The sequence below is a fragment of the Acinetobacter sp. YH16053 genome (assembly GCF_013417035.1).
In the GTDB taxonomy this organism is placed as follows: Bacteria; Pseudomonadota; Gammaproteobacteria; order Pseudomonadales; family Moraxellaceae; genus Acinetobacter; species Acinetobacter towneri.
The window spans coordinates 1-15,378 of sequence record NZ_VPEP01000004.1 but is presented as its reverse complement, the minus strand read 5'-3'; the positions used below and the strand labels follow the sequence as shown (position 1 = coordinate 15,378).

11 protein-coding genes and 1 rRNA gene are annotated in these 15,378 nt (G+C 41.4%); 3 read left to right on the top strand and 9 right to left on the bottom strand.

Annotated features, from left to right (window positions below; all coding sequences use genetic code 11):
• Window positions 1-93 precede the first annotated feature (93 nt).
• Window positions 94-2,853 (bottom strand): DNA polymerase I, encoded by a 2,760-nt coding sequence (gene polA, locus FTV43_RS04955; protein ID WP_004975176.1) that lies wholly within the window; start codon window positions 2,851-2,853, stop codon window positions 94-96.
• A gap of 182 nt (window positions 2,854-3,035) precedes the next feature.
• Here polA and FTV43_RS04950 point away from each other — a divergent pair, with 182 nt between their 5' ends.
• A complete protein-coding gene (locus FTV43_RS04950) occupies window positions 3,036-6,047 on the top strand; it encodes a DUF2339 domain-containing protein (RefSeq protein WP_179994992.1) in 3,012 nt (1,003 codons plus the stop codon).
• Window positions 6,048-6,095: 48 nt separating this feature from the next.
• Here FTV43_RS04950 and FTV43_RS04945 read toward each other — a convergent pair whose 3' ends face one another.
• Window positions 6,096-7,019: a mechanosensitive ion channel family protein gene (locus FTV43_RS04945; RefSeq protein ID WP_096902425.1), complete on the bottom strand. Its 924-nt coding sequence runs from the start codon at window positions 7,017-7,019 to the stop codon at window positions 6,096-6,098.
• Window positions 7,020-7,028: 9 nt separating this feature from the next.
• Entirely contained in the window at window positions 7,029-7,850 is an 822-nt protein-coding gene (locus FTV43_RS04940) for a hypothetical protein (protein WP_004975182.1), read from the bottom strand.
• Between the two features lie 102 nt (window positions 7,851-7,952).
• Here FTV43_RS04940 and gspE point away from each other — a divergent pair, with 102 nt between their 5' ends.
• Window positions 7,953-9,440 carry a type II secretion system ATPase GspE gene (gene gspE, locus FTV43_RS04935; RefSeq protein WP_104852449.1) on the top strand — a complete coding sequence of 496 codons (1,488 nt, stop codon included), beginning with the start codon at window positions 7,953-7,955 and terminating at the stop codon, window positions 9,438-9,440.
• A gap of 76 nt (window positions 9,441-9,516) precedes the next feature.
• On the opposite strand, the gene FTV43_RS04930 is transcribed toward gspE, so the two are convergent.
• The 6 genes from FTV43_RS04930 to FTV43_RS04905 form a co-directional block, all read right to left on the bottom strand.
• Window positions 9,517-10,608, bottom strand: coding sequence for a hypothetical protein (locus FTV43_RS04930; protein WP_104852448.1), 1,092 nt, complete (start codon window positions 10,606-10,608; stop codon window positions 9,517-9,519).
• A 133-nt stretch (window positions 10,609-10,741) separates the two neighbouring features.
• Window positions 10,742-11,167: an organic hydroperoxide resistance protein gene (locus tag FTV43_RS04925; protein WP_104852447.1), complete on the bottom strand. Its 426-nt coding sequence runs from the start codon at window positions 11,165-11,167 to the stop codon at window positions 10,742-10,744.
• Window positions 11,168-11,262: 95 nt separating this feature from the next.
• Window positions 11,263-12,087, bottom strand: coding sequence for a carbon-nitrogen hydrolase family protein (locus FTV43_RS04920; protein WP_179994991.1), 825 nt, complete (start codon window positions 12,085-12,087; stop codon window positions 11,263-11,265).
• A 21-nt stretch (window positions 12,088-12,108) separates the two neighbouring features.
• A complete protein-coding gene (gigB, locus tag FTV43_RS04915; protein ID WP_004975187.1) occupies window positions 12,109-12,636 on the bottom strand; it encodes an anti-anti-sigma factor GigB in 528 nt (175 codons plus the stop codon).
• A gap of 113 nt (window positions 12,637-12,749) precedes the next feature.
• Window positions 12,750-13,718, bottom strand: a complete 969-nt coding sequence (gene gigA, locus FTV43_RS04910; RefSeq protein WP_154320391.1) for an RsbU family protein phosphatase GigA — start codon at window positions 13,716-13,718, stop codon at window positions 12,750-12,752.
• 101 nt (window positions 13,719-13,819) lie between these two features.
• A complete protein-coding gene (locus FTV43_RS04905; RefSeq protein WP_179994990.1) occupies window positions 13,820-14,743 on the bottom strand; it encodes a VacJ family lipoprotein in 924 nt (307 codons plus the stop codon).
• Window positions 14,744-15,301: 558 nt separating this feature from the next.
• On the opposite strand from FTV43_RS04905, the gene FTV43_RS15895 reads away from it, so the two are divergent.
• Window positions 15,302-15,378 (top strand): 16S ribosomal RNA (locus tag FTV43_RS15895); the annotation flags it as partial.

Genomic DNA, 15,378 nt, shown 5'->3' with positions numbered 1-15,378 from the left:
ACGACCTTAATGAGTCTTCAGAAATACAAATAACCTGCATCCTGACCTCCTTCTAGGCGAAGGAAGGTGCTGAAAAAAGAGAGCGCAACGACTTTAGTGCGCTTCATCCCAGTTATTGCCTTTTCCGACTTCCACCACCAATGGTACAGAAATTTCCACCACAGATTGCATGACTTCTGCCAACTTCGGCGCGAGTTCATCTGCCGCATCTGCATCGACTTCAAATACCAATTCATCGTGTACTTGCAGCAACATTTTGGCTTGCGCTTGCGGTAACATTTTGTCGACTTCAATCATCGCCATTTTAATAATATCAGCTGCAGAGCCTTGTAATGGCGCGTTAATTGCCGCACGTTCTGCCGCTTTACGTACCATCATATTACGTGCAGCAATATCTGGCGTATAGAGGCGACGACCTAAAATAGTTTCTACAAAACCTTGTTCTAGCGCGACTTGGCGGGTACGTTGCATATATTCATAAATGCCCGGATAACGCTGGAAGTATTGCTTGATGTAGTTTTGTGATTCTTCACGGGTAAACCCAAGCTGACGAATTAAGCCAAATTCCGACATGCCGTAGAGCAGACCGAAGTTTACAGCTTTGGCCTGACGACGCTGATCTGAGGTTACGTCTTCTAAGGCAATACCCAAGACTTCTGCCGCAGTACGGCGGTGCACGTCTTGTCCATGGTTAAAGGCATCGAGTAGGGCATCATCTTGTGAAAAATGTGCCATTAAACGCAATTCGATTTGCGAGTAGTCGGCTGCCAACAACACGCGACCTTCAGGTGCGACAAAGGCTTTACGAATTTGACGACCAATTTCGGTACGAATTGGAATGTTTTGTAAGTTTGGATCAGTAGAAGATAAACGCCCTGTTGCAGTCAAAGCTTGGTGATAACTGGTATGCACTCGATGCGTATCGTTGTTGGCTTGTTTCAGTAAGCCATCGGTATAGGTGCTTTTGAGTTTAGATAAACCACGGTAGTCTAAAATTAAACTACTGATCGGATGCTCAATTTTTTCCAAAACACTTTCACTGGTACTGTATTGACCTGTTGCGGTTTTCTTGCCGCCTTTGAGTCCGAGTTTATCAAACAGGATTTCGCCCACTTGTTTCGGTGAGCTGACATTAAAGTTTTCACCTGCCAATTCTACAATTTGGTTTTCCAAATCTTGCATGGTTTGGGAAAAATCGACACCCAATTGATCTAAAAATTTCAGATCAAGCTGAATGCCATTTTCTTCCATACTGGTCAGCACACGCGCCACAGGCATTTCGATGTTGTGCAAAATATTGACCAATTCAGGATGCTTTTGTAGCTTCGCAGACAGCACTTCATATAAACGATACGTAACATGCGCATCTTCTGCAGCGTAGTGCGCAGCCGTTTCAATTTCAATTTGATTGAAAGTTTTTTGCTTGACGCCTTTGCCTGCAATTTGCTCATAAGATGTGGTCAGGTGGCTTAAATATAAGCGTGCCACATCATCCATGCCGTGACGGGTTGCGACAGAGTTAAGCACATAAGATGCCAACATGGTATCGAAATACCAACCTTGTAAATGAATACCGTGATTTTCAAGCACATGCGCATCATATTTTAAATGATGCCCAATTTTATCCACCGCATTATTTTCTAAAATAGGTTTGATTTGTGCCAAAACCTGATCACGGTTGAGCTGCTGTGGTGCGCCCTCATAATCATGCGCCAAAGGTACGTAATAGGCATCTTTGGCATCGAACGCGATAGAAAAACCAACAATTTCTGCAACGCGATAATCCAGACTGGTGGTTTCTGTATCAAAGGCAAAACGCTGTGCAGTTTGCAAGCGTTGCAGCAAAGCATCCCAATGCGCCTGATCTAAAATGGTGTGGTATGTTGCTGCACCGAGTTGATCATCAACACTGCTTTGCGTGGCTTGATCTTCAGTTTCAATTTCATTGGCTGTCGGTGCGGCGACTGTTTTTGCAGCTTGTTTATAATTGCTGTTATTTGGATTATTTGGATGATCGAGCGATTGTAATTGATTACGGAATTCTAGCTCGGTATATAAATTGCGTAAGGCTTCAACATTAGGGTCTTGTAGTTTTAGATCGGCATAACCAAAGTTCAGATCAAGGTCACAAACAATGCTGGCGAGTTGATGATCTAGCGCGATGCCATCGGCATTGTCTTTAATATTTTGTCCGACTTTGCCTTTAATATGATCGACATTTTCTAAAATCGCACCAATCGAGCCATATTCGGTCAGTAGTTTTGCAGCAGTTTTGGCGCCAATGCCGGGCACGCCCATAATACCATCGGAAGCATCACCCATGAGGGTCAGATAATCAATAATTTGATGCGGCCATACGCCAAACTTGTCAAATACAGCCTGAATATCCATTGGCTTTTCTTTGAAGCTGTCTTCAAGGGTAACTTTTTCAGTCACCAACTGCGCCATGTCTTTATCGCCCGTAGAAATCAGTACTTGCTGTCCTTCGGCTTCGGCACGTTTGGCTAAAGTTCCAATAATATCATCGGCTTCTGCGCCTGGTAGCATGTAAAGTGGAATACCCAAAGCACGAATTAAAGCATGTAAGTATGGAATTTGCTGAGAAAGTTCCTCAGGCATACTTGGGCGGTCACCTTTATAAATTGGCGATAGTTCGTGACGGAAAGTCGGCTCAGGCGTATCAAAAATTACCGCCATGTGAGTAGGCTGAGTACGACGCATCAACTTTTGAATCGCAGAGATCGCGCCACGAATAGCATTGGTATGTAAACCAGTTGACGTGGTTAATGGTGGTAGTGCGTGAAAGGCACGAAATAGAAAATATGAGCCATCGACCAAGACAAATGGTGGCATGGATTGATTCCTTCTGCAAATAAGCAGTTTATTGTACGTGATTTTTGCAGTTGTCGCAGAAACTGATTTTTAAGGCAAGTGTTGCAGACGCACAGTTACCGAATTGCTGATGAATCCTGATTCAGAATCGTGCTGTCTGTTGTATGATCGGAGCCATGACAATATCAATAAAATGAAGAGCAATGCAGACAGGGCAGAATGAAATTCGAATCATTTGGTTCATGCTATTAATCATAATTTCAATTGGCGCATGGTGGCTCGGTGTGCCGATGCTGAGTTATATCTGTGCAGTTGCTACGGTGGTCAGCGTGATGTTTTTTGTGGGACGAGTGCAGAACTCACTGGAACAGGTTGTGGATGCACAGTCACAAGTACAACGCCAAAGCTCTAAAACTCCTTTATATATCGCCGCTTTTATTGCTTTTTTAGGAATATTGCTGGATTGGTATTTACTGACATCTATTGCTTTAAGTGCATGGATTTTTATGTTGTTGCGATGGTTGCAGCGTTTGGAGCAAGGACTGTATCAATTACAGCAATTACAAAGTGCCGCTAAGCTTCAGGCGCATGCTCAAAAGAGCTATCCTCAAAAGACCAATGCTCAAGAGAAAAAGGTTCAAACGCAATTCGCAGAGCATATTTTAGCCAATACATCTGAAGTTGATGCAAGTCTTTCATCAGTTAAGGCAAATGTGGATGAGGGTGTTATATCAACCGCTTCTCAACCTGAAACCATCGCTATTCAATCTGATTCCACATTATCGAGCGAGCCGAATTCTGTTCGGGAACAAGCAGCTCAAGTTTCTTATCCATATCAAGACCAAGAGTATCTACATCAAGAATATTCAGCTCCAGATTTAGCCAAATCCTCAAGGTCTGTTGCACCTTTTGCAACTCAGTCGCGCTCATCAAGTAACAGTTTATTGCAACAAGCTCAATCATGGCTGATACATGGTAATCCTGTATTAAAAGCAGCAATTGTAGTGTTACTCATAGGCGTGGTGTTACTGCTACGTTTTGCTACTGAACATTGGCAATTTAGTTTGGCAGTGAAACTTTTGTTCTTTGCTGGCGTGAGTGCAGCAGTGACAGTATTCGGTTATCTGTTACGCAACAAAAATCGCAGCTTTGCTTTGGGTGTGCAAGGTTTGGGGTTGGCTGGGCTGTGTCTGACCTTATTTTTTGCCTATTACAATTTGGTCATTCCAAATTTAGCTATCGCCAGTCTGTGTTTTATAGTGGTGATGTTGCTCACGCTCTGGCTGAGTTTAAAACAACAATCAGTCGAACTTGCCCTCATGGCAATGCTGATTGCGTATTTCGCACCGTTTACTTTACCTGTTCGTAATGCAACAGCCATTGAATTTATTGCCTATTATTTGCTGATTAATATTTCGGTTGCCATTTTAAGTAGTTTACGTCCGTGGAAATATTTAAATCAAATTGCGTTTTTAATGACGGTTGTGGTGGGTGGCAGCTATGCCTTTTATCATGGTTATATCTTTGAACGGCAGGTGCTAACGCTTTTAGTTTTGGCGCATGCGGCTATTTTTATTTGGTTGGGTTTTCGCTTTAGTCAGCTTTTGGCACAGGAAGATGTCGCCACGTTTCAGCTGAAACCTATTTTAGACCTTGCCTTGATTTTTGGCGCACCCATTGTCGGTTATGCCTGTTTATATCTGATGTATTTTGAAGAAACAGCAGAGCAGGCAGCCTTTAGTTTGTTATTTGCGGTGGTTTTTGCAGGTTTGTATTGGCTGACCAAACAGCATCGGCAGACACAATTTATTGCACAAAGTTATTTCAGTTTGATGCTGATTTTTAGTGTATTGATTCCACCTATTTTACTGCCTGAACAATGGAGTGTCATTGGTTGGGCATTACAAGGCGTGGCTGTGTTTATTTTTGCCTTTATTCAATATTCTAAAATTAGCCGTTATTTGGCACTAGGTTTGTTTGCCGTAGCGGGCTTATCTGGGCTGTATTATTTAGTAGAGTTGCCTTATTTCGAGCGCAGTATTTATTGGGTACTGAGCCTAAGTTATGCCACGGTTGTGGTGTTTTCCAACAGCCGTGCAGCTTTCAGACAACAACTGAGCACAGCAACCACGAGCGTACTGTGTTTAATGATGTTGTCTGCAACCAGTTTATGGCTATGGTTAGGTTTAGATTACTTTGATGGAGAACTTGCAACCGTACAGACGCTTTTGGCGGTGGTGGTCATTTATTTACTTATCAACGAAGTACTACTTTCTCGTCAAGCGACATGGTCATGGCTATTGCCCAAATGGTTAGGTCTAACGCCAGTTTCGCTCACTGCAGCAGGTTTATTATTCAGCCGTAGCTATGATGGAGCGGTGCATTGGGTTTCGGGTACTGAACGTCTGCTATTTGCCTTGTTTGCAGGCGTGCTCAGTGTGTTGTGGTTGCGTCCTTTATGGACTGTCCGCAGCGACAAAGAATGGCTGAGTTTAGGACTGTTACCCATTTTGGCGATGGCGAGTTTAACGCTGTTACCACAGCATCCGTATAGCAGCGTGGTGATTTTACCATTGCTCTTTGCGGCGTGGTGTTGGTGGCAACAACCGGATTCAGATTGGCGCAAATTTTGGTATGCGCGTAGCAATTTAATCTTCATGTTGATGTGGATGCTATGTTCACAACTGTTGACTGAACACGCATTTTACGGCTATGTACTGCCTATTTTGAATCCATTTGATTTGGTTAGTATAGCCATGTTGGTGGCTATTTTGTGGATGTTGAATCTGCAACGCAAAACCCATTTAGACCAAGGCTTGGCAGCGGTAATTATGGTCTTGAGTTTACTGTGGCTAAGTAGTTATGTGCTATTTCGTGCCTTACATCTGTATTTGGGAACGCCAATCAACCAAATTGCTGTTTGGCAAGATGCCACTGTGCAGCTCAGTTTGACCTTGCTTTGGGTGAGTTTGGCTTGTATCGCCATGTGGATTGCCAGTCTGAAACAATTACGTGCCTTGTGGATTTTAGGCAGCAGTATTTTGGTGATTGTGACCTTAAAATTGGTGCTTTTAGATTTATCTAATATTGGGACTTTAATGCGCGTGCTGTCATTCTTTGCTGCAGGTTTAGGTATGCTACTGATTGCATATATCGCCCCAATTCCTGAGCCAGATCTCGCAAAAAACAACACTTCGCCGTCTTCCAAAGCTTGAGCAGATCCTCAAGTTTAGTTAGAGGCAAAGTGTCGAAGACTGAAACGATTACTTTAAGTCAGGTTCTCGTTTCAGTGCTTGGGCATTGGCATATTGATCAAGTTCTTCATTATTTAAAGGGCGCGATAAAGGATGATCAACAAAACCCATTTTGGGTACAGGAATTTCGATTTGGTTGTCTAGGAAACCATTACGGATACGTTCCTGCATTTCATCACGTACCTTTAAAAAGTTTTCTTGCTGACACCACACCGCAAACAACAATTCAATTGAAGATTCACGGAAAGCTGTAACTGTCACCGCGGGTTTAGGGTCAGACAGCACGAGCGGATATTGATTGGCGACACTGAGCAACACTTCACGCACTTTAATAATATCTTCGTGAAAATTAATCGCGAGGGTAATGGGCACACGTCGGATTGGAAACTTGGACAAGTTATGCACGGGTGCACGAATCAATTGTTCATTGGGTAAACGCACATAAATATTGTCTTGGGTCAGCAATTTAACTGAAAGTAAGTCAATTGAGATCACTTCACCTTCAATGGTGTGTCCGCGAATCAGGGTGATTTGAATGGTATCGCCCACTTCAAAAGAACCTTCGCCAATCAGGAACATACCACTAATTAAATTGGATGCCGAGGTTTGTGAGGCAAAACCCAAAGCCACGGTTAAAATACCCGCTGCACCTAAAAACACGCTGAGTTTAAAGCCTGCTTCTTTCAGGCTCGCCATCACAAACAGCAGGAAAATAAAGTAAAAAATCCCGCGTCGCCAAACTAAGCGTTGATGCGCATTAAAACGTGCGCCAATAGTGCGTACAAAAGTATTGGAAACAAAACGTGCAATTAAGAAACCAATCAAAGACAATACAATTGCGACCAAAATTTCGGTCAGACGATCTGTATTGATACTGGTAAAAATTCCTTTGAGGCTGTTGGTGATTTCTTTGGAAATATTGGAATCTGCCATAACATCCTCTTAGAAAAATGAATCAAACATATTAAATAAAGCACCTGCCGTTTCACGCGGTGGTTGCAAATAGGTCACTTCACCTGCATGTGGCGGGGTGCGATTTTCAATCCGAATTCGTGGCGGGCGGTCTAAACCTTCATGCATCACTTTAATTTGTGAAGTCCATAAACGACCTGTACTTTCGCTGAAAAATAAAGGCAGCGCAGGCACAGGCACATTCATTCGGTCAAAACGCAATTGTTGATTGCTGGTGTTGTGAAATTCAATCGGCGTGACGGCACGAAATGCACGTGGTTTTAATTGATGTAATTCGGTACGGCCATCGACTGCTGTGGCATAGCAAATTTCACCTGTACGATGATTGGGGCCAAACCAAGTATCTTTCGGGCGAATAATCGGCAAATCAAAAATGGGTTCACGTTGACCATCGACAAAGGCAGACATCCACAACGGTGTGCTGATATACAATGTACCGCGTTGCCCCGCAGGAATATAAATTGGATCGACAGGTTTAATCACCACTGAACGGTCTGCCAAACGAGGCATGAGCTGTAATTTACTTTGTGTAGATTTGAACATATAGCGTTCAATTTTCACAGGTTGTGGAAAGGCAAATTCAGGATCATCAATGTTATGCCATTGCTGTTCATAATCGTATTGAACCTGCGGGCGATAATATTCCAAACGCCATTCTTGCATACCACGGGTCAAACGTACTAAGAGTGAGCCAAATTGCCACGTTTTAGGACGATTGAGCTCAAACTCATAGTCACCCCACCATTTTAATTTAGCCGAATCAGTTTCTGAAATCTCATGATTTTGTGACAATGGCCTATCCCTTTCTTGATAAATCAGCGAAAACAGACTTCACGCTGTCATACGCTTAGAGTACACTCAAATTAAATTTTTTCATCATTATTATAATCGCTGATGCAAGTACTGAAACAATTACAAATACCGTATAGCTTTGCCAAACGCCATGGGGTGTTAATTCGTTATGAGGGCGATCATGCCTTTATTGTACGTCGTGAAAATACGCCGATGCTTGCCATTCAGGAGGCGCGTCGTTTTTTGGGGCATCCTGCACAGCATCAACTTTGTAGCGATCAGGAATTTCACCAATTATTAAGCAGCAGTTTTGCAGGTGATACAGGCGAGTCGCAGCAAGTCGCTGCGGGATTGGAAGATCACCCTGACTTGCTTAGTTTGGCAGATTCAGTTCCTGAAGCAGAAGACCTGATGGATCAGGAAGATGATGCACCGATTGTACGTTTAATCAATGCTTTACTGTCTGAAGCGATTCGGGTTGGCGCATCGGATATTCATATCGAATCTTTTGAGAAAAAACTGTCAGTCCGTTTGCGGGTCGATGGTCAGTTGCGTGAAATCGTGCAACCGCGCCGTGAATTGGCGCCGCTGTTGGTGTCACGTATTAAAGTCATGGCCAAGCTCGATATTGCTGAAAAACGTATTCCTCAAGACGGTCGTATTTCGCTCAGACTAGCAGGTCGTGAGGTGGACGTACGTGTTTCAACACTGCCATCTTCACATGGCGAGCGAGTGGTGATGCGTTTGCTGGACAAGCAGGCAGGTCGTTTAAACATGACTCATCTGGGGCTTATGCAAAATGATTATGAACGTCTAAAACAATTGGTGCATCGCCCACACGGGATTATTTTGGTCACAGGGCCTACGGGTTCGGGTAAAACCACGACTTTGTATGCTGCATTGTCAGACTTGAATGATGGCTCTAAAAATATTTTGACCGCAGAAGACCCAATTGAATATCAACTTGAAGGGATTGGGCAAACACAGGTCAACACCAAAGTGGATATGACCTTCGCACGTGCTTTAAAGGCGATGCTGCGTCAAGACCCAGACGTGGTGATGGTGGGGGAGATTCGTGACTTAGAAACTGCCGAAATTGCGGTGCAGGCGTCTTTAACAGGTCACTTGGTATTATCTACACTGCATACCAATACTGCCATTGGTGCAGTCACCCGTTTAAAAGATATGGGCATCGAGCCGTTCTTGCTGTCAAGTTCCTTAATTGGGGTTATTGCACAGCGTTTGGTGCGTACCTTATGTCCACGTTGTGCAACATGGCATGAAGCGGATGCTTTTGAAACAGAAATTTTCCGCCATTTAGATGTCGGCACTGAACTGAAGTTACCGCAACCCAAAGGTTGTGAGCACTGTTCACATACCGGATTTATCGGGCGTACTGCCATTTATGAAATTGTCCCGGTCGATGATCAAATGCGCCGTCTAGTGCATGGCAATGCTGCGGAATATGAAATTGAAACCTATGCGCGTAAACAGTCGGGTTCTATTCGGGATGATGGTTTGCGCAAAGTGTTGGCCGGTAAAACCACATTGGAAGAAGTGCTTCGAGTCACCAATGAAGCGGCGGAGTAGAGAGTTTTTCTGTAATTTTTAAATATAAGATGTACTTATAAAGTGCATCTTATATTTTGGTAGGTATGAAATTAGCTTATTTTTCTAAAATCTCTTTTATTTCCATTTCTAATCTTTCATAGAATTGTTCTAAAGTCATATTCTTAAAAAATCTATTTCTATTTACATATGGCAAAGCTTCCTGCATCAATTGATTATATAAAGGATCATTAACATACTTTGCTAACACTAAACGTGAGATAGCACCTAGACCTGTGATATATTCTTTTTCATCTCCATGATTCAACCACTGATTTAAAGTTTCCAGATCTTTATGTTTTTCTTCATCATAAATTAAAAAATCATAAACTTGTTGTAACACGTGCTGCAATTGTTGTGGATCATTAAAATGAATTGCTTCCCCCTCTATTCCATGAATATTGGGTAAATACTGCAAGGTATGATCATCTATAAAATGTTGGCGTAGTATACGGATTGCTTTTTCTGATGAAATTTGAATATAACTTCCCAAAGCAATTTGGCTATATGCTAAAACATTTTTTTTACTTGAACATAGTATTAATATACCTTCATATATTTGATCATTAAAATCTCGATGATATATAGTTTCGTTAAATTGATTTTTTTTTCTCTGCTTTATAAAATTTAAAGATTCTTTATTTAAATCTAACCACTGATCTGCAAAAATACTGAGCTTCTCTTGTGTTTGTGGTATAGCTTTAAATTGTAATAACTGTTCTCTTGATACTGCTTCGACAGAGCTTAACATCTGTTCAATACTTTTCTGATCGGGGAAAATAACATCCCGACTAAAAAACACATAATGTTTTGCATCAAAAGCAACGAGATTATACTTACGTAGTGTATCAACCAATATTTTATAAAGGTATTTACTTTTTTCCTGTATATATTCGATGACAAAAACATTTGTAGAAAAATTAAAAAAGCCTTTTACATTACTAAAGAACTGGATAATTTCTTCATCAAAGTTTTCTGCAAGTTCAGGATTAGTCACAATACTTTCAACTTCAATGAGCCAATTTTTCAGATTTTCTGTAAAACCTAAATCTTGAGGATTGGTTGCAAAATATTCTGCCTGTTCTAATGTAGAAATTGTTGTTTGAAAATGATGCTGTTCAGCATCCCATACATAAAATAACGCAGACATTTCTTATAAACTCGGTTTTAATTATTCGTCTTATCTTATTTATGTTTGAAATATAATGCTATATTTTTTATAAAATTTATTTTGATAATTTAGGAAGCTACCCTAAAACATTTTGTTTTAGGGTAGGAGTTCATCAGGTAATCGCATTTAACGTTACATTGATATTGCCACGTGTTGCATTGGAATAAGGGCAGACAATATGTGCAGCATCGACCAATTTCTGTGCCTCGCTTGCATCCATACCCTCAAGATGAATATTAAGCGTCACTTCAATACCAAATCCTGTTGGAATAGGGCCGATACCAACATCACCTTCAACATAGGCAGCAGGGGCAATCGAAATTTTATCTCGGTTAGACACAAATTTCATTGCACCTAAAAAACAGGCTGAATAACCAGCGGCGAAGAGTTGTTCAGGATTCGTACCATTACCTGTACCCCCCATAATTTTCGGCACCGCCAATTGAACATCTAAATGACCATCGGACGTCGTTGCACGACCATCACGACCACCAGTGGCTTTTGCATGGGCTGTATAAACTGCTTTTTCTAAAGTCATTTTTCTAATCCCTCAGATGATGGTTCAAAATCATATCGTGGGGGATTTTGTTTAAATAATATTCAGTTTTTTTGTAATTTTATACAGAGTGAAAATCAATATTGAACCAAAACACGGTGCTGCATCAGTGGCATTGATGCACGAATCTGTTGCTGTTCGTCTAAGTCAAAAGGAACCGTGAGTAGTTGAGCGCCTTCTTCTGCGGTGATTGCTAAAATTTGACCGCGGCTGTTGCTTGCTCCAGCATGCCCCCAAGTTTGACGCTTTTCACCATGCCAACCTTGTTGTGCGGCACCCAGTACAGCACATTGGCTATCCATGGCACGAGCTTGCAGTAACAACTGCCAGTGCATTTCACCCGTGGTATAAGTAAAAGCTGCAGGCGCCGTTAAAATGTTTGCACCTTGGCTACGAAGTTTCAAAGCCAGTTCAGGAAAGCGCAAGTCGTAGCACACCATCAGGCCAATATTGCCAAAAGGTGTTGTTGCAACTACGGTTTCAGTACCAGGTTCAAAGAATTTTGATTCTTGATAGCCACCGACAGCGTCACCAACTTGCACATCAAATAAATGAATTTTGTCATAACGTGCTTCGGTACGTTCAGGGCTGATACACAGGCTGACAGTACGGACACGGCCATCTTGAATGATTGAACCATCTGGACGATAAGGGCATGGGAGTGTGCCCGCAACAATCCAAAGTTGATAACGATGTGCGAGTTGTTCTAGTCGCTGCTGAATACTTTCAAATTGCGCCGCGGTTTCACGTTGTTTACCTGCGGCAAAGCAAACAAAGTTTTCTGGAAAAACGATCAGTTCTGCACCATCGGCTTTACTTTGTTGAATCAATGTTTCAATGATTTTGAAGTTTTCCTCAATATCATTTTGTGAGTTCATTTGAGCAACAGAAAGTAAAGTCATCAAAGCATTCCTGAGTGAAGATCAAGCGTTCTGCTGATTTTGCTCAGCACATTGATCGAGATTATCTTGTTCTTTTTGTAGCTGTTTCACCAAAGGTTCGAACATATTTTGGTTGTTTTCATTCAGCTTCATGAGGGTTTTATGGGCATCTAATACCGTAGTGAGCATATTGCTATGCGTGACGTGTTCTTCTACCAGCTCACGCGTGCAGACAGTTGGGTCACCACAGTAATTTAAAATCACAAACACCTGTCCTAAGCCCATGCTATTGGCGAGCGTAGTAATGTCTGGATTAGTAGAGAGCATAACTGCTTGAATGTTATGGATTTGTTTCAGTTTTAAGCCTAGCTTAGCCAATACACCTAAAACTGTACTGTCAATAAATGTAGTTTGGGTTAAATCTACAATTGCACCCACAACATTAGATTGCTGTTCAATTTTACTGAGTAGTTTGTCTAGACTAATACAAGATTGGGCACGCACTTCGCCAAAAAGCTTAAAGATATGCGTTCCATTCAAACTTGCATATTCAACATGACCTGTTGACATATAAATGCCATTTGCAGAGAAGGATTAGATAATTATCCCATAGCGACTATATAGACTCAAGTGGCTTACAGTCGTATATCTTGGGTTGAGAAGTTAACTGGCTGATTTATTGGTTATTTTGTTCGACACAAACTCAAGATCGCAATATCATCTGCTACATGATCGGGGGCTTGGAATGATTGATTTTGCAAGTGAAAGACCAATTGTTCAAACTGTTCATTCAAACCACCACTATAAGGTTCTAACGCACCATCGGAGCAGATAATAAACCGCGCCTGTTTATTTAATACGCACTCAAATTCCTCAACTTCTAAATCTTCAGTCAGTCCCAAAGGAAAACTACTGGTATTTAAAATTTTAGGTGCTTGATTGGGTTCGATAATAATGGCAGGTGGATAATGCCCCGCACTCGACCAACGCAGTTCGTGGGTTTCAATATTTAAAATCCCACTAATCATGGTGATATGCTTTTCAATATTTTCTTGAACCAGCATGCCATTCAGCTTCTTAATCAGTTCGCGTGGTGTTTTGGAGCGACCATGAAATGCAGCCATCCAAGACGTTAGTAAACTACTAGTTACACCATGCCCAGAGACATCGGCTAAATAGAACATGATTTCTTTATCACTGATTTTCCAGTAATCAAACCAATCGCCCGACAAATAAGCCGAAGGCTTAAATAACGTATCTACACGGTAGTTGCACAGTTCGATAGGATTGGGCAGTAATTTTTTTTGTAGTTCAGCAGCAGAAGGTAAGTCACGGCTGTCTTGATTGCGTTTATATTGTGCGTCAATTTTGCGTAAGGCTTGCGGTGGATTTTCAGGTAAACGGCTCCACAACCAACCTGCTAAAGCACCTTGTTCCCATGCTTGTACCAATGCCGTGCCTTCATCTTCAAAGGCCAATACAATCGTAGGTAAATCCCATTGATGGGTTAAATAATCTTGCACATCGGCAATTGCAATAATGGTTGGGTCATACAAGCTGATGTCATCTATGTGAATCATTTGCACACTAGGAAGTGTGTCGAGCACCTGTTCTAGATATGGAATATCACGTGTGGGTTGAATGAAATACATAGAGTTTTGTGTTGACCCTGAACCTAAACAAAGCGTTACTATAACAATGCCTGAATACTCAAGGAAAGTAAAAACTCACCTTGAGTAAAATGTTTTACAAATTATTCTTTGCTTTCTTCAGGCGGGTTTATTTCTTCTTGATCATCAAAAAGTTCTTCGCTTTCATCATCTACAAAAGAAATACTATCTGCATCGAGTCCTTTCTTTTTCGCAATTTCAAAGTTTTTACGTTGCAAGTAAATATCCCGAATCGCGGCATATTTATCACCCTGTAATACTTGTTCTACATCTAGGAGTTGCGAGCGCGTATCTAGGCCGCGCATAACTTGCTCCGACCAATATAAACGGTCATTGCCATCTAAAATGTATTTTTGTGGACGTGCCTGACCATCTACAAGTGTGCCGAAACCATCACGGAAAGTACTTGGGCCGTAAATTGGTAGCATGACATAAGGCCCTGAAGGGACACCGTAGTAGCCCAAGGTTGTACCAAAATTTTCTTCTTCCGTGTCTAAACCTAAACGACGTGCAGGGTCAGCCATGCCTAAAGTAGTAATCGTATTTAAACTAAAACGACCTAAAGTTTTTGCGGCACGTAAAGGGCGGCCTTGAATCAATTGGTTAACCGCATTCCAAGGTTCGCCCAAGTTTTTTCGGAATTGACGATATGACCCGCGCACTTCACCAGGGACTTTCTTTGTATATTGAACCGCAAGTGGACGCGCGATATTACGATCTAACATATCGTTGAATGCATAAATCTGACGGTTCAAAGGTTGCAGTGGGTCTTTGACTTCATCGGGTTGTGCAGCATTTGCATTCACTTTTAAATCTTTGGCTTTTACATTTTTTAATTCTTTAAGCGCATTCAAACGACTACTTTTAGTTTCAGAAGATGAATCTGCCGCAATAACTTCAGTAGTTTCTTCTTGAGCAACTTCTTCAGTAGAAGGCATTGTCGCATGTGTTGAGGTGATGAATCCTAAAGAAACAAGGCACACCCAAAGATATTTTTGTTGATACATAAAGAATCCTAGCGCTTAAATCTGAGTAAGCAAAAGCTGTTATATCGCCGATGGGTGTATAGTAACAGTTAATTGAAACGATGTATTAAAGCAAATTTGCTCAAAATGTGTGTAGAAAAGGTAAGAATGAACAAAAAATAAACACCCAGTATATTTCTTTTGCAAAAAGTGTTGCAAGGCGAAATATTTCACCTATAATGCACATCCATCGGCGGTGATGTTGATAAAAACTTGTTTAAAAACAATAGCTTGGTTGATTGGTTTAAGATTAATTGAGTTTGTTTTGAGTAGATGGGTTTGAAAATAAAATCAACATTACATGTTGACTTTCTTAAAATAGAGAGTAGTATAGCCGACCTAGCTTGATGCTGACGAAGCATCGAGAAGATCATTAAGAGATTATGAAGAACAACTTGTGTGGATTTTTACTGATTGATTGATCGAAAATATTTCATTGATTGATTGGTTTAAATTACTCGAAGTTTATTTGAGCGAAATTTAAGTCAGGAAATTGATGAGCCAGATTTGGAAGTTTAGATTAAAACTTCAAAATGATTTTAACTGAAGAGTTTGATCATGGCTCAGATTGAACGCTGGCGGCAGGCTTAACACATGCAAGTCGAGCGGGCGAGGTT